The 14,999-nt window shown below is 53.8% G+C and carries 18 protein-coding genes and 1 tRNA gene; 9 read left to right on the top strand and 10 right to left on the bottom strand.

Annotated elements, in window-relative coordinates; all coding sequences use genetic code 11:
- Positions 1-341 precede the first annotated feature (341 nt).
- The 4 genes from gbcA (at position 342) to QN378_RS11305 (ending at position 4,648) form a co-directional block, all read left to right on the top strand.
- The gene (gene gbcA / locus QN378_RS11320) at positions 342-1,640 is read left to right on the top strand and encodes a glycine-betaine demethylase subunit GbcA (protein WP_323546818.1); all 1,299 of its coding nucleotides are present in this window, start codon (positions 342-344) and stop codon (positions 1,638-1,640) included.
- Between the two features lie 543 nt (positions 1,641-2,183).
- Complete coding sequence (locus QN378_RS11315; protein WP_323546820.1) at positions 2,184-2,948, top strand: transporter substrate-binding domain-containing protein; 765 nt, start codon at positions 2,184-2,186, stop codon at positions 2,946-2,948.
- Positions 2,949-3,007: 59 nt separating this feature from the next.
- Positions 3,008-4,156: a methyltransferase gene (locus QN378_RS11310; RefSeq protein WP_407074510.1), complete on the top strand. Its 1,149-nt coding sequence runs from the start codon at positions 3,008-3,010 to the stop codon at positions 4,154-4,156.
- Positions 4,157-4,572: 416 nt separating this feature from the next.
- A tRNA-Thr gene (locus tag QN378_RS11305) sits at positions 4,573-4,648 on the top strand.
- Positions 4,649-4,754: 106 nt separating this feature from the next.
- On the opposite strand, the gene QN378_RS11300 is transcribed toward QN378_RS11305, so the two are convergent.
- Positions 4,755-4,988 carry a hypothetical protein gene (locus QN378_RS11300; protein ID WP_323546822.1) on the bottom strand — a complete coding sequence of 78 codons (234 nt, stop codon included), beginning with the start codon at positions 4,986-4,988 and terminating at the stop codon, positions 4,755-4,757.
- Positions 4,989-5,332: 344 nt separating this feature from the next.
- Here QN378_RS11300 and QN378_RS11295 point away from each other — a divergent pair, with 344 nt between their 5' ends.
- The 3 genes from QN378_RS11295 (at position 5,333) to QN378_RS11285 (ending at position 6,968) form a co-directional block, all read left to right on the top strand.
- Positions 5,333-5,659, top strand: coding sequence for a hypothetical protein (locus QN378_RS11295; RefSeq protein WP_323546824.1), 327 nt, complete (start codon positions 5,333-5,335; stop codon positions 5,657-5,659).
- A 333-nt stretch (positions 5,660-5,992) separates the two neighbouring features.
- Positions 5,993-6,301 carry a plasmid recombination protein gene (locus QN378_RS11290; protein ID WP_323546825.1) on the top strand — a complete coding sequence of 103 codons (309 nt, stop codon included), beginning with the start codon at positions 5,993-5,995 and terminating at the stop codon, positions 6,299-6,301.
- Between the two features lie 373 nt (positions 6,302-6,674).
- A complete protein-coding gene (locus QN378_RS11285) occupies positions 6,675-6,968 on the top strand; it encodes a DUF1652 domain-containing protein (RefSeq protein ID WP_322201013.1) in 294 nt (97 codons plus the stop codon).
- Between the two features lie 92 nt (positions 6,969-7,060).
- On the opposite strand, the gene QN378_RS11280 is transcribed toward QN378_RS11285, so the two are convergent.
- Both QN378_RS11280 and QN378_RS11275 read right to left on the bottom strand, forming a co-directional pair.
- Entirely contained in the window at positions 7,061-7,393 is a 333-nt protein-coding gene (locus QN378_RS11280) for a helix-turn-helix transcriptional regulator (protein WP_322201015.1), read from the bottom strand.
- A 138-nt stretch (positions 7,394-7,531) separates the two neighbouring features.
- Positions 7,532-7,777, bottom strand: coding sequence for a DNA-binding protein (locus QN378_RS11275; protein WP_322201017.1), 246 nt, complete (start codon positions 7,775-7,777; stop codon positions 7,532-7,534).
- A gap of 189 nt (positions 7,778-7,966) precedes the next feature.
- On the opposite strand from QN378_RS11275, the gene QN378_RS11270 reads away from it, so the two are divergent.
- Positions 7,967-8,251 carry a hypothetical protein gene (locus QN378_RS11270; RefSeq protein WP_322201019.1) on the top strand — a complete coding sequence of 95 codons (285 nt, stop codon included), beginning with the start codon at positions 7,967-7,969 and terminating at the stop codon, positions 8,249-8,251.
- A 371-nt stretch (positions 8,252-8,622) separates the two neighbouring features.
- On the opposite strand, the gene QN378_RS11265 is transcribed toward QN378_RS11270, so the two are convergent.
- The 6 genes from QN378_RS11265 to QN378_RS11240 all read right to left on the bottom strand — a co-directional run bounded on the left by QN378_RS11265 (position 8,623) and on the right by QN378_RS11240 (position 12,896).
- Positions 8,623-8,829, bottom strand: coding sequence for a helix-turn-helix transcriptional regulator (locus tag QN378_RS11265; RefSeq protein ID WP_322201021.1), 207 nt, complete (start codon positions 8,827-8,829; stop codon positions 8,623-8,625).
- 1,041 nt (positions 8,830-9,870) lie between these two features.
- Entirely contained in the window at positions 9,871-10,461 is a 591-nt protein-coding gene (locus QN378_RS11260; protein ID WP_322201023.1) for a hypothetical protein, read from the bottom strand.
- A gap of 143 nt (positions 10,462-10,604) precedes the next feature.
- Positions 10,605-11,516, bottom strand: coding sequence for a hypothetical protein (locus QN378_RS11255; protein ID WP_322201025.1), 912 nt, complete (start codon positions 11,514-11,516; stop codon positions 10,605-10,607).
- Between the two features lie 156 nt (positions 11,517-11,672).
- On the bottom strand, positions 11,673-12,377 hold the full coding sequence (locus QN378_RS11250; RefSeq protein ID WP_323546828.1) for a hypothetical protein: 705 nt from the start codon (positions 12,375-12,377) through the stop codon (positions 11,673-11,675).
- Positions 12,378-12,430: 53 nt separating this feature from the next.
- Positions 12,431-12,625 (bottom strand): hypothetical protein, encoded by a 195-nt coding sequence (locus QN378_RS11245; RefSeq protein WP_323546830.1) that lies wholly within the window; start codon positions 12,623-12,625, stop codon positions 12,431-12,433.
- A gap of 55 nt (positions 12,626-12,680) precedes the next feature.
- Entirely contained in the window at positions 12,681-12,896 is a 216-nt protein-coding gene (locus QN378_RS11240; RefSeq protein ID WP_323546831.1) for a hypothetical protein, read from the bottom strand.
- Positions 12,897-13,089: 193 nt separating this feature from the next.
- On the opposite strand from QN378_RS11240, the gene QN378_RS11235 reads away from it, so the two are divergent.
- Complete coding sequence (locus QN378_RS11235) at positions 13,090-13,506, top strand: hypothetical protein (RefSeq protein ID WP_323546833.1); 417 nt, start codon at positions 13,090-13,092, stop codon at positions 13,504-13,506.
- Between the two features lie 1,272 nt (positions 13,507-14,778).
- Here the strand turns inward: QN378_RS11235 and QN378_RS11230 are convergent.
- Positions 14,779-14,964, bottom strand: a complete 186-nt coding sequence (locus tag QN378_RS11230; RefSeq protein ID WP_323567431.1) for a helix-turn-helix domain-containing protein — start codon at positions 14,962-14,964, stop codon at positions 14,779-14,781.
- Between the last annotated feature and the right edge of the window lie 35 nt (positions 14,965-14,999).

Below are 14,999 nucleotides of genomic sequence, written 5' to 3'. Positions count from 1 at the left end.
TCTCCACGGCCGAATGTCGGCCTTATAGTGCGGATTTTGCTTAAGGAGCAGTATGACCACTTACCTATCTGCGACATTGACGTACTTATCGCAACCAGCCCCCAAAGACTGGGCTTAGCGCGTCGGGAACGGATTCGGCCATGTCGCCCATGGATAAGGATCAGTCAGCGCCCGACCGCACACTCGGCGCTAAGAACTTGTGTGCTTTTTATAAGAGATCTGTCAGAGCGCCATTCATAAGCATGGGCGGCAATCTACTGACACCTTGCGTGCTAACGCTACAAAGAACCGTATTAGCCCTATTCGCCGACCGCTCGAAAACGGTCATGAGGACTTGAAAGATGGACGTCACCGCAACCTTGAGCTTGGGCGATCCGCTGGAACCCGCACGTAAGGCCACCGCCGAGATGCTGCAGAACCGCGAGCGCACGTTTTCGCTGCCACAGCCTTTCTACAGCGATGAACGACTTTATGAAATCGACATGCAGGAAATCTATCAAAAAGAGTGGCTAATTGCAGGCATGACCTGCGAGATCCCTGGCAAGGGTAATTACCTGACGCTGCAAGTAGGCAAAAACCCGATCATCGTGATTCGTGGCGCCGAAGGTCAGGTGCATGCGTTCCACAATGTCTGCCGCCACCGGGGCTCACGCTTGTGCACCAGCGACAAGGGCAAGGTTGCCAAGCTGGTATGTCACTACCACCAGTGGACTTACGAGCTTGATGGGCGTTTGTTGTTCGCCGGTTCAGAAATGGGCGACGACTTCGACATGAAGCAGTACGGCCTCAAGCCGGTGAACGTGAAAACTGCCGGCGGCTACATCTTCATTAGCCTGGCTGAAACACCGCCGGCCATCGATGAGTTCCTGCAGACGCTGACGCACTACATGGAACCGTACGACATGGAGAACACCAAGGTGGCGATTTCCACTACCTTGTTCGAAAAAGCCAACTGGAAGCTGGTGCTGGAAAACAACCGCGAGTGCTACCACTGCAACGCGGCGCACCCGGAACTGCTGAAAACCCTGCTGGAGTGGGACGACGTCACCGATCCACGGGCCGACCAAGCCTTCAAGGATCACGTTGCCGCGTCCGCTGCTGCGTGGGAAGCCGAGAAGATTCCTTACGCACATGCCAGCTTTGGCTTGCGTAACCGCATCGTGCGCATGCCGCTGCTTAAAGGCACGGTTTCGATGACCCTGGACGGCAAGCAGGGCAGCAAAAAACTTATGGGGCGGATCAAGAATCCTGATTTGGGCTCGATGCGTATCCTGCACCTGCCCCATTCGTGGAACCACTGCATGGGTGACCACATCATCGTCTTTACAGTGTGGCCGTTGGGCGCGCAGGAAACTATGGTCACCACCAAGTGGCTGGTACACAAAGACGCAGTGGAAGGCGTGGACTACGACGTCGAACGGATGCGCCAAGTGTGGGACGCAACCAACGACCAAGACCGTCGCTTGGCCGAAGAAAATCAGCGCGGTATTAACTCCGACGCTTACCAGCCAGGCCCTTATTCGAAGACGTATGAGTTTGGTGTGGTCAACTTTGTAGATTGGTATAGCGCTCGGTTGCTTGAAAATCTCGGCGCGGCGCCAGCGCCGTATTTGAAAGGTGTGGCGGTCAATCACGAGTGACTAAATGGCGCGGTGTCCCAGTTATACCGCGCCATTTTCTTCGTCAATGAGTTCGCTCACAGGAATTGCGTTTTCCAGCGAAGCAGAATCCTTTAGAAAGACCGTGGCTGAACACCAATAGATCAAAATTCAACCAACAGCCGCTAACACTAACCCCGCCGCCCTTTCCAGCCTTTCGCCAACAAGTTATCCACAGACCCACCCACAGCAATTGTGGGCAAGTCGGATTTTGCCTGTGGAAAAAGCCAAGAAAAACCGTGACTTATCTGAAAGCATACCTACAAAACACTATTGATCACTTTTTGATCATGCGCCGCAACGCCACGAGTAACGGGGCTTATAGAAGACCGTGAACATGTTATCCACAGAAGCGCCAACAGAGATTGTGGGCAAGTATTTCGATGTAGTACGGACCTTTTTTGTGGGCAGCTGCTCACAAGCAACTTCTACACTCAATCTCCATCAACAATAACGTCGCTATGACCTGTATTTACGATAATGTGCGCCTATTCCAAAGCCAGCCACCGCTCACGGAGCAACTGCATGCAGACGTATAGAAAGTTTGTCCTGACCGCCATAGCCGCGCTGGCGTTCGCGAACGGTGCGGTTGCTGCGGACAAAATGAAAATAGGCGTCCAGGCCGCTTACCCACCCTTCAATAACAAAGACGCCAGCGGTCAAGTCGTGGGCTTTGATGTGGATATTGGCAATGCACTGTGCGCTAAGATGAAGGTCGAGTGCGAGGTAGTAACATCCGATTGGGACAACATAATTACGGCCCTGATCGCTGATCAGTTCAATTTTCTGGTGTCGTCTATGTCGATCACCGAAGCGCGCAAACAAGTGGTCGACTTTACTGACCCCTATTACTCCAACAAGCTGCAGTTCATTGGCCCGAAAGCCACTGAACTGAACATTGATAAAGCCACCCTCAAAGACACTCTGAACGGTAAAACCATCGGCGCCCCACGTGGTACCTTGGCCGCGACTTGGCTAAACGACAACCTCGGCGTTGGCGCTGTCATCAAGTTGTATGACACCCAGGCGGATGCCTACGCCGACCTGAGCGCCGGCAATCTGGACGCCGTGCTTGCAGACAAGTTTGTCAGCTACGAATGGCTGAAAAGCGAAGCCGGAGAATCCTACGAGTTCAAAGGTGCGCCCGTCATCGACAACGACAAGATCGGCATCGCCGTGCGCAAAGGAGACCCGCTAAAGGAACAGTTGAACGCCGCACTGAAAGACATCATCAACGACGGCACCTACAAGAAAATCAATGACCGCTATTTTCCCTTTAGCATTCTTTGATCGGCGTACTTCAGGGCGACCAGATTCGGAAGCGGTTTCGCGAACTCGACGACTTTCTGGTGGCCCACCAAACACTCTGGCGGCCACGTCCGTTTACTCACCACCATTTGCCGTGGGAGCCTGAGCACGCCGAGCTGGCGACTTGGCTACGTTCGCGCTCACTGGCAGATGCTGAAGCCGCGCACAATCATCCACAGCGTTTACGCGCCCCAGCCCCGTTTGCACAATTGGCGGCACAGTCCATCGCACTAAGCGAGATAGGCGATTTACCATCCACCGCGCCGGGGCAATGGCCATCACGCCTAGGCACCGACGTGCCGGGGCGTAAATGGCAGCAGATCAAAGCGTTCGCCGATGCTTTGAATTTTCGACGCACTCCTGAGCATTGGCTCGACTGGTGCGCGGGCAAAGGCCACTTGGGGCGACATCTGGCACATAGTGGCCAAGCACTGACCTGCCTGGAGCACGATCCGCTGCTGGTAGACGCAGGCAATCAACTCAGCCGACGGCTAGGCATTGATGCCGAGCATCGCCAACAGAACGTTTTGGCCGCCGATGCCGCTGATCATGTTTACCCTCGGCATACGCCCGTGGCCCTGCACGCGTGTGGCGACCTGCATATGCAATTGATGCGCATCGCCGCCGACGCCGGTTGCCGGCAGCTCGCAATTGCACCGTGCTGTTACAACCGCATCAACGCCCCCGAGTATCAAGCAGTGTCAGCCCAAGGCAAGGCTTCAACCCTGCGGTTGTCCCTAGAAGATTTGAATCTACCGCTTAGCGAAACCGTCACTGCCGGGGCTCGCGTACGTCGCCAGCGCGACACCTCAATGGCGCGCCGTTTGGCGTTTGATCTCCTTCAGCGAAAGTTACGAGGCATTGACGATTATCTGTCAACGCCATCGCTGCCCGTCGCTTGGCTGGATAAACCTTTTGCTGATTACTGCCGTGAGCTGGCTGCGCTAAGGCATTTACCAGCCGTGGGTCAGCAAGATTGGGTGGCGCTGGAAACGGCTGGCTGGCAACGCCTAGGCAATGTACGCAACCTTGAACTGGTTCGCGGGCTGTTTCGCCGACCGCTGGAGCTATGGTTAGTGCTCGACCGCGCTGGCTATTTACAAGATCGCGACTACGCTGTCCAACTTGGAACGTTTTGCGAGACTCGCATCACTCCCCGTAACTTAATGCTGCTTGCAGAACGTCACTAGAGCAATGAAACACATCATCCTGTGGATAACTCTGTTGATGAAAATTTTAGGACCACTGAAAAACCTAGGTAGCTAGGGAGTCCGTTTGTCATCTATTTTTTTGACTGCTGGCTAATTTCAAGAAAAAACAGCAGCTTGCAGCCCTATGAATTGCAGCGACAAAGCCCACCCTGTTTTGGCCTCAACCCCTGCTCCGGCTGTGCATAAGCATCAGAGGCATCTCGAATGGCGCCCCGTATTCTGGTGCGCGCGAATTGGCCCTACAATTCGATTCTCCCTGCGGTCTGGGAAATGGTTGTCCGGCAGCAAGTTCTGGATAGAAACCACCTTAAATGACGCATAGATATTTTTCTAAGCGAATCAGCTAGCTAGGGGTTTACAACTTAAAAAAACTGGATATAATCTGCGCCCACCACGCCGGTATAGCTCAGTTGGTAGAGCAACTGACTTGTAATCAGTAGGTCCCGAGTTCGACTCTTGGTGCCGGCACCATACGAAACAACGACTTAGGCTCACCGCAAGGTGGGCCTTTCTCGTTTATAGCTTTATCATTTTGAAATTTTTCCCGTTCGTTCCCCGTTTCTGATTTCCAGATAGATCACACCTTCCCGCCATCGATGCGCACGCTGACCTTCCCGCTGTCTGAGTTCGGAATCCACAGTTCAACCACTTTGCCTAATTCTGTAGTGACCTTGATCACCACGCTACTTGGCGGCGGGCGCAAGTCATCACCACAGATCAGCTCAACGATCAGCTCACATGACACTCCCTCATCGAACGGGTCCCATAAATCGCCATTCACGAGTGGTGCAGATACCATAATGTTCGACATTCCATATCTCCGGGCTGGTTAGGTTGCAGCGCTGACGTTACCTGATGTGCCAGCAACATTCCCGCCTCATACCGAGACGCCCAGAGACGTTAGATGCACAACTCCTCGGGATAACCCCCAAATCGGTGTTGCATCGCTTGTCGACTTCCCCATAGCGCAGTGCCATTACCCCCTGGCGCCAACCCCAGTCGACGACTTGGCAGGGTGTTGACACACATCATTGAGTGTTGTTTTGCAGATCAGGTTATTTAATGCATTCGAGCGTAGTTCATTGTTTCATTCGACTTGAATTAGTGGCATGTTGCCGGTATCAACGAGGACCACTCACCGCAAGGAGCGTCTGAATGTCGTACCCGAAAGCAGATCTAGTCATATTCAACGGGTCAGGAGAGCCGATTAAGCTTTCTGCCATTCCATTCCATTACACCCCTGGCGAACGAACTCTTGTCCATGGAGGCTTCGTCCAGCGTGCAGGCAAGCTTGGGCTGCTTACTGAGGCATTCGCGAACTGGACCGGAACCCATGTAATCGACCTAACCGGCTTAAGTGGCCGAGACGGCGACTACACCTTTGAGGTCAAGAACAGTCTTAACCCGCCGAGGTTGGAAGGCGATTGGATGTGGTTCGATGTAATGCCAAACGGTGTGCAGCCTTACAGCGATAACCACTAACTTAAGGCTGGGCAAATGGGCGCGCGGTGCTGTGAGGAGTCCGCTTAATAATTGCACCTATATTGCCTAGCATTTCGATGCTCCTAGGCCGCTACCTGTCCGTTTCGCATCTGTACCGCAACGCGTGTCTTGAACGCTACGCTGGCACTTTCGTCGACGCGTATCGCGGAGGAGAACCTGGCGGGTTAAAACGCTTTCTTGGCCGAATTGGCCTTCTAAACCCACGCCAAATCTGCGCCAACCTTGGAGGCATTCCTTCCAGCGGAAGCGAGCGACAAACGAAGTTTGTGTAGTGAGTACACAAGCTGGGCTTGGGGTGACTTGCGCCGGTCTTTGCTCCACCCGCACGCTGAAGATGAACACACTCAGCACGTTCACCTGGATGAGACCACGCCTCACCTTGTCGCGTATGTCGTGCCGCTGACCAAGGACGGGAGGCTGTCGGCACGTGACTTCCTCGGTGGTGCCGCCAAGCTGCGCAAGATGCAGACCGATTTCCATCATTGGAGCGGGAAGCCGTTCGGGCTGTCTCGTGGCATTGAGCGAGCGACAGCCACTCTGCATAAGGTCGGGCAGTATTACCATGCGCTCGCCGCCACTGCGCCAGTCAGTAAACGATCAGACTTGGCCGCTGCCGCCTAGGCGTGCAAACGCCAAACTATAAGGCGCAGTTTCTGGAGTCTGTTTCGTCATTACAGAGCTCTCAACGCCGCCCTGGTAATCCCACCACCTTCCAGATGAGCGGTACTCAACTGGCATCTCGATTGTGGCGGTTTCACCGCAATAGCTCGCTGGTGCCGATGACTTCCTCTGAATCGTGGAAGGCGTAGTGGACGAACTCATATGGATTGCGACCTAAATTAATCCGATGCTTTTGGATGATTAGCCTACACTGGCTTGTGAGCGCCGGGCCAGATTTACCTTAGGCAAGCTCATCAAGTCGTAAATAATTACGGCTTCCTTATCATCTGAGGCGAGAGTCATTTGGGCTGACTTTTGTTAGGATTATTTTAAAATGATTTCGACACTGGAACTACGACATATTGTGGAACAAAGCTTTCTGCCAAACCGCTGTGAATGCACTCTCTCGGCCGATTCGTCTTTGACCGTGCGCGTTTTTCAAGAAGGTGGAGATAGGGAGAGTCTGGTTGTCACCGGAATCACCACTGCGTCGCTCAATACCAGTCGTACTATTTCAAGTTTCATTGCGGAACTTCAGCAAGACCTTGAAAACGCTAGCTCCTCTCATAACCATCTTGAACCAATAGGCACAGGCTATTCGGTTGCGGCACCCTACTTGGTGAAGTGAAATCCTTCGACGGATACTCCCCTGTCATTCCTCTCACTGCCATGCGCTATCTATATCAACCTCACTGACGAAGGAATAAGTGAGGTTGCGGCCTATTCCTGTGTATCTTGCTCGAAAAGTGTCGAAATCAATTTTTTGATGTCGTCTTGTACGTCCTTCGGCAGGCCTTCCAGCTCATGCAATACCTTAGTGTCCATAATGGTCATGCTATCCGTTGGCCGCACTTTCTTGACTCCCGTCACCACAAATAAAATATCCACACCTGCTTTTGCAACTGAAGACAGATAGGTGGCATTCGGAAACCGCGCACCTCGCTCGTACATGCCCTGAGCGTTTGGTTCTATGTCACCGATAGTCGCTAATGCTTGCTGCGAAAGTCCGAGGCGTTTTCGCTCTTCCTTCAATCTAGCGCTCATATCCTGCATGGGAATTCCTTCTAGCTCGTCTAGGTATTCTATCAGTGTACGAGCGATTGGCTAGTGTGTGAACCGCGCAACTGTCTATCACAAACTTAACATCTGTCCACTTTGTATATAGCTTCCTAGTCTAAAGGGAGGAGTGCGCTAAATATCATCCGAGAGATCTCGACTTACTAACGATTCGTCAGGTCGTGACTCAGGCTCTACGCAAAGCTTCATCCCAAGCGCAACCGCAGACCTATGAGACTTACCCCGAAACCCTTTCTTGATTCCGTACAGCACCTGATAAGTCGTAGAAGGATCAAGGCCATGGGTTCGAGCAAAGTCCGAAACGCTAATTCCCTGCGCTCGAAGCCAACTCCGTGCCTCTTCAGGCGTCCGAATCGTCATAGTTTTCAGTCCCAATCAGCATAATTTTGCCCAGCCTGGTAAAAGGATTTTTTCAATGCCTGTGAACGGGTTGACCGGTGGACATCAGAGGAATTCAAAGCGTTTTGGATGAAATGACATTCTATTTGACGTCTATGATGAGGATGACATCGACTTTTTGTCCGTACGAAATAACAGGGAGATTTTCCGATGTCCAGTTCAGAACATGCTTACTGGTTAGCTTCAGCTATGAGCGACAGCACCGACCTTGGGGATCGGCTGATCGGCTGGAACGGGCGGTGGTTGATGATGGGTAATCTTGTCGTCTGTTATACCTGCCTGGCATCGCAACCCGCGTCCCATGCAGGCAGACAATTCGAGCATCAATCAGGCTGCGTCGCAGAGGATAGCTATCCTTACCCATGGCGCGAACTGGCAGAAATTCTGTCCCACCTGCCTCCAATGACGGTGGACAAAGCGCCCGCTAGAGAATGAAAGCATTAAGCCCGACTTTGGCGGGCTAAAGCATAGAACGGTAATTTGACTGTAGGCGTCGTTTAAGACGGAGGACTTAGGTATGGGCGATCAATTCACAGAGTGGGGAAAGCGCTGGAATTTATATGGGAGGAATATAAGTTGCGTGGAATGCATGATGACGCAAAATTTAGACGACGCTGGACAGTCATTTCTCCACGGCGTGTGCTGTACAAAAAAAAGTGAGGACCATCAGTACCCTTGGAAAGAACTGGCCGAAATTCTAAGATGCTTGCCGGGTCACAAACGCTGACTCTGCATGACGAAAACGATACTTAGCAAACAGCGTAACAGCGGATATGGATACGATTTCAGCATACGAGACTTAAACCTCAACGCTCTGGTTTTCCAGTTAAAACATACAAAATATCCATGCCCGTACTCGAGATTTTAGCAAAATAATCAGCTCGGGGAATACTGATTCCTTTCTCGTACGAGCGCTGCGTTTTCGATCCTACCCCGCCGACTTTACCAAGCTCCTGCTGAGTCAATCCAATCCGGATGCGTTCTTGTAGTAAGCGCAAAGCTATCTCATTCATGTTCCGTTAGCCATGTCGCGACATAAGGTGAGTTTTATTTATCATTTTAGAAATCCAAGTCCGTACATCACACGACAGTTAACCTTTCTCCTCGATTGCACGCGGGTGACGAGCGGTAGCGCGGGTATGGTTCGAAATGACCGCAATAAAACCAATATGTTGAGTTAATCTGGACCGCCACTAATACCCCAAGAACACCACAGGTTTTTTTCCCCCGCTGGGCCACTCCGGAGCAAGTTCTGCCTACTAGGGGAGTGTAAAAATATTGCATACCTACCCCAGCAACTTGATGCACCAGGGCCAAACCGGCAATTCGACAGTTTGGATGATGTGTCGGAAATATCCCCTCCTGCCGGGTCTATGGAAAACTCCGCACACCCACCGAGGTGTCCAGAAAACTTTGGACACCTACCGAGGTGTGATTTCCCTACCTTGCTACCCGTTCTGCCAATTCTGTCCCCGAGACAGGCTATCTCTGGCCAGGCCAAAACAGCGAAATCCTCGGTTTAGTCCAAACCTGCGATTTGCCGGTTTCTACATATGGAGAAATCACACATGTTCAAAGCTTGGACGCATTTCAACCGCGACCAAGTTCACGCCATGAAACAGGGGGTATCAAAACCGAAGCGAGTCATCGCCAGTGAGCGCGTCCCAAACCCTGATGCGCCTGGCCAAGGCGACGTTTCCCGCTGTTTTGACGGGCCAGTTTGTGCCGACGAATCCCGTCGCCGCAAAACGCATGCAGTGGCCATGGTGACAGGCCACGTTTCAAGCGGCGGCAGTGGCCAGCTTTCATTGCAGGCTGGGTTTATCCGTTTCAAGCGCCGAAATACCAGCCGGAATTGCCGGACTGACAACTTACGCCATCGCGGGCGGGGTAACGATCTGTTAGGGCATGGGCTAACTAATGCAATCTCCAGCCTTGGGACACCTGCCGCTTTGAAGGGGTGAGCATTTCCCTCACCCCTAACACGGGAAGCGCTCACAAGCTCTAGGGCTCCCCACGCGAGTGAGCAGCCTGGGGGTGTCGTGCTACTGATGTTAAGAAAACTCGACCTCATTCTCTGGCTGGCCAAGCTGTTGCAGGTGTTGATGGACGTAGTTGGTCAACGTGTCGACAATCCGATCAGCTTCAAGGCCCAAGTCAGCAGCCACCAGTGGCCCGATTCGGGTGGGCCAGTTGAGCCAGGCATCGCGTGATGCCCGCGCCTGATCGAACAGGATCGTCTCGGCCACCGCCAGCTCCACCAGCTCGCCGGACTTACGTTCGTAATCCAATTGATGGAGCAACGCCAGGTAGTTTTCCTTCACGCGGCGAGCCTCGTCGAGCGTCATGCTCGCGCCTTGAGCACTCATGATTCTGGTCGCGGTTTTCTCCGCCGATTCGTCATCGATCGCGCTGGGTAACACGCTGAGTTGATCATTGGGTAACAACTTATTTCTGTTACCCAAACCGTTACCCAGGTAACTTTTTTCCGGTTGGGTAACAGACTTCCGATAGCGCTCAAGCTGGGCGTTTGACGCATCGACATCGATAACCCCTCGCGCTGAAACCACCCAACCACGGGCCTTCCAGCTTGTTACGGTTTTTCTTGAGACATTGTGCAGCTTGGCAAAATCTGACTGATTCATTGGTTCACCTCTGTTACCTGTTACCCAAATTTGAAAATCTCTTAGCTAGAGTTGCACCGGGGCGCGCAATGCCCTCGATGTCAGAAGGGCGGGGAAGGACCCAGACACCCCCCCACCCCTAGGGGTAGTTCCTGAGCCGCCGCTCACCCGATCAGGTTGTCCATGACCCGCTCAAGATCCTTACGCGAGTCGCCACGGTCGCCGCTGATCATGTACCGCAGCACGGCCTTGGCTTCCTCCTTGGTGCGTGGGCGGATCTCTGCCAGCATCTCGAATACAAACCAGTCACGGGCCGACGCTTCGTGAGCCGAGTCGCTTCCATCCCGATCAACCGAATTTCGAAGCCAGTACAGGTCGCGCCAATAGGCCAACTCAGACAGGCAGTCGCTCAACGTGTTGGGCATCAGGTCAGGCCTTGATTTGAATCTGGCGGCTACCTCGGCATTGTCGAAACTACCGATGTCGACCGGCTCAAGGCCGTCCAGCGCTGACACACAGAACACCTCGGCATCAGTCAGGCTGAATAACCTGTCGCCAAACCGCGCCCTAGCCTCTGTCTGCCGTTTCAGCTTCTCCACAGAGGACTTGGCCAGGTTCTCAAGGTTGCCCAGGTCGAACGATGACAGGGCGGCGAACAGGCTGTTCGGATGCGCAACCCGCAGCCAGTCCCGGTACTGCTCTTCTAATTGTTTGAATGGCGTCTTGATGCGCGTGGCCGCGTCCATCGCTGCCTCAATGTGTCCAGGGTGGCCGGTGCCGATCACCTCCCTCAGCCAGAGCAAAGCGTCAACGTCACGGTCTCCCGTTATGGACTGTTGCGGCGGGAGTTTCTGTACGGCTGGAGACGTTCCAGCGCTTACCTGCATCGGTGGCAGACAGAACAACGCCCGGTGTGCCTCATTGTCTCGAAACGCTCCTGAGCGGCTGGCGATGGTCTTCACCGTTCCGATGGCCAGGCCGGTAAGTTCTGCCACCACCGTGAATGAATGCCGGCGGCGCAGATCGATGACCTGTTGCCGCTGCTGATCTGAAACCCCCTGTTTCAAGTTGTTCAAGCTACCCCCTGTTTCGATGCCGGTAAGCAAGCGCAACGCAAGAAAGCTCGCTTACGTCGTGTTGTCTCTGTAACGCGTCACGTTGTGCTAAAAACCTCAAAGCGCCCGGTGGACAGAAGTCACCAGTTACGCCCTGAGAAAAGTGATGCGGCCGTGCTATTCGATGGCCAGTTCCAGCCCGGCGCCGCGAAGTGTTTCGAGCATCTTGGTGGCTTCCGTCGCGCCCAACTCGTTGTCTCGCAGCCATGTAAACGGCAGGTCGTAGACTGGGCTGGTTCCCGGATGATTTGCCCGCTCAACCATGTTGCCGAATGGCACTGGCAGGCCGTCATGGCGAAGCTGTTTCCAGATCCAATGGCCCACGCCATCGTGAATGCCCAGCGCGGACAGCAACGTGTCTATGCCCTTCGCTTCGCCCACCGGCTGGCCGATTTCAGCCAGGACGGCGATGTATCGTTTGATGGCCTGTTCTCGGCGATCTAACAGCCACGCGACGGCGGTCTGTTGACGTAAGCCGACCACCTCGTTCAGTTCAGCTTGTGTCGTGTTGATTTGTTCCTCAAGCATGCCGATAGCGATTTCCGCCGCCGTACCATCCTCGACTGCTTGGCGGCTTGCCCGCTCCAGGGTCTTTTCTTGCTTATCGAGTTCGGTCGTGTCGGCGACGGCGTTGGCAACAAACGCCACCGCCTTGAGTTCTGCCCGCTTGCGGCTGATCAAAGCGAGTTCGTCGGTTAACTTTCCGGCCTCCAGTGTCGCGGCGGTGGCGCGCAGAATATCGGCGCGGTGCTGATCGATCTTGGATTGGCCGGCGGTGAGGATGGCGCTGAATTCGGTGATTGTTTGCAGTGCAGTTTTCATGGTCGGATCTCTTGGGTGTGGTTTTGAAATCTGTGGTTGGTCGGGAGTCCCATTTATTTCAACGCGAGCTCGCGGACGATGTGGGCTTGAGACTCGCCGCGATCCAGTGCGCGTTGGGCGTCACGAACCATTGCCTTGATGGCCTGATCCTCGAACCGTCGCGCCAAGGCGTCGGCCTTTCTGGCGATCATCGCGGCTAGATCGCGGGGAAACGGAGTGCGCTCTGGACGGCTGTAGTCTGTTGTCATGGGGTTCTCGTGGCTCGGGACAGGGATGGCGAATCGCGGGTGATTGCCGCATGTGTTAATCCGCTTCTGAAACCGGGGGTTTCATCGGTGGCACGCTGTCGGTGCCGATGGCCAGCACGGCAGGTAGCGGGTACAGATCGGCAAGGGAAATCAGAAGTGCGTTAGCACGTAGGTCGCCAGCCTCGGCGGCTTCCCGAATCCGTGACCAGGCGCTGGTTAGTTCGGTTTTCGTAGGGCGGTACTGGCGCCCTCGCGTTTTCAGCATGCCCATACAGCGATTCCCCTATGCTCTAATTTGATCAATTCAGGACAGATTAGGGCTGATTCGGCGCGTTAAACAGGGTGAAAACTGAGCGCTTCCTACTTGAAATAGAACCAGACGCTATGGGACTCTTGAGCAAAATCTAGCCGATGAACGGTAGGAAGAACGCTCGCACGCGATGCCAAACAAACGGAGTGGAATGATGGACGGACACGGTGAATTTGTGATTTACAGCGACTTTCGCGAGGGCTATTTGACTCAAACGAACCCGAGTGTCTGGCACTACAGCGAGGAGTCTGCAATTCGCTTTGAGACGGAGAAGGAAGCGAGGACGGCAGCGGCTCGGCGTCATGGAGACGATGCCCAAGCTGGGCGATTAGTTCGGGTCGACGGTACCGTCGAATTTGAAGCGCTCCGTAAAATCGAAAGGGCGCTGCCGGGTAGTTGGACCGTGACGATAACCGACGTCCGAACGCCTGGAAGAATCTATTACCTCATGAGCGGCGGGAAGGTTCTGAAAATTGCGACGTCAGTCGATGACGCCAAGGGATACCGATTCGAGCGTGATGCGATGAAGGCTGTCGACTCGATAAACAAAGGGGGCGCACTCACGGCGTAGGCTCACCAGAAAACAGCTCAAATACTGAGTTTTCCTGTCGCGTGATCGTCGTTGAGTTGCATACATTGGGTGTGGCAATACTCCATTTTTAAAAAGGATTACCAGGTTGGAACGATACGGAAATATGGGGGGGATTCGGGTGTGGTTGGCTTTGAAATAGGCCAAGGATCTATCATTGTTTTGTTCAAAGACGGTTGGAAATACCTGTACGACAGGGCGAGACCGGGCACCGCGGTCGTGGCTCAGTTGCAGCAACTGGCAAGTTCTGGTCATGGGCTCAATAGCTACCTTACCCGTGTTGTGAAGGGCAGGTGGGCCAAGAAGTACAGGTAGACATCCAAAGTTATTGGTACATCTCATTGGTTTGAATGAGGTGTCGGAAAGTTACCGGCATCTGCAAGGGGGTCGCGCCACACGACCCCCTTCGCAAATTCAGATTCAACCATCCTCCGTTTCAAACGCCGATGGCATCGCGAAACGCGACCCCGGTTAACGTTAGAGCTCGGTGCGTTAACGGTGCCCTAACGATCCGTTACCTCATCCACCAATGGTGGGTGGACACTTCCTGCATTGCAGGGAGTTATCCCGGCCTGCATTGCAGGTTGGCCACTGCCGCCGTTTAAAACGTGACCTGTCACCGTGACGAGTGCGTGACATGGGTCACAACGAATCTGCCCCCGGCGAGTCAGATTTAAAATCCATGTGGCAAGGGTCAGATTTGAAATCGACCCCCTGGGGCTGCAATTTCTTTGCAGCCCCCCCTTAGCCGTTAAATGAACGGGGCAGATTGGCGGAGTTTTCCGCCTATGTCTAAACAACGCCGAACGTCGCTTTGACCAAAAGTACGAATTTCGTTACAACAACTGGCAACGAATCACGTCGGAAGTTACTGCAAAAGTTTGTAGTGCCGGTCTTGATCAGATTTCAAATCGGGCCAAGTTGAAAAGTCGCGAACCACGATGTTACGAAGGTTTCGTAGTAACCCACTTGATCGCGTTTGAAACGCGGCCAAGCTGGGATTGATTGAACATGCGTGATTTTCCAGTATGTAAAACCGGCAGATGGTAGGTTTTGAATGCACGGTAATACGGGTATTTCCCGCATTACTGTGTCTCGGAGACACATTTGATCTGACCCGGTGATGGCGGGGTAGATGCCCAAAGTTTTCTGGGTATCTCGGTACATACCCGGAATTAGGGTGATGTAGGGGTGTCCGAAATTTTCCCGACACCCCAGTAGGCGGGAATATTTCCGGCACATCAGCGCAACGCATCACACGTCACGCTGCGCCAGCCCCAGAATCCATACCTCCAAATCAGTCACCAGAATTAACCGCCGCCGCCCCGATTTAAATGCTCGAAGCTCACCCGAACCGATTGCGTCATAGATCGTGGAGCGGGTGGTGCCGGTCATGGTTGCCGCTATTTCGGGGCCGACGGCCAGAGGGGCGAATGTCACGGTCGCCGACCCTGACGTGCTCCTGCCAAAGCTGC

It is taken from the genome of Pseudomonas sp. 10S5, from assembly GCF_035019745.1.
GTDB lineage: Bacteria > Pseudomonadota > Gammaproteobacteria > Pseudomonadales > Pseudomonadaceae > Aquipseudomonas.
This window is presented reverse-complemented; position numbering and strand designations above follow the sequence as displayed.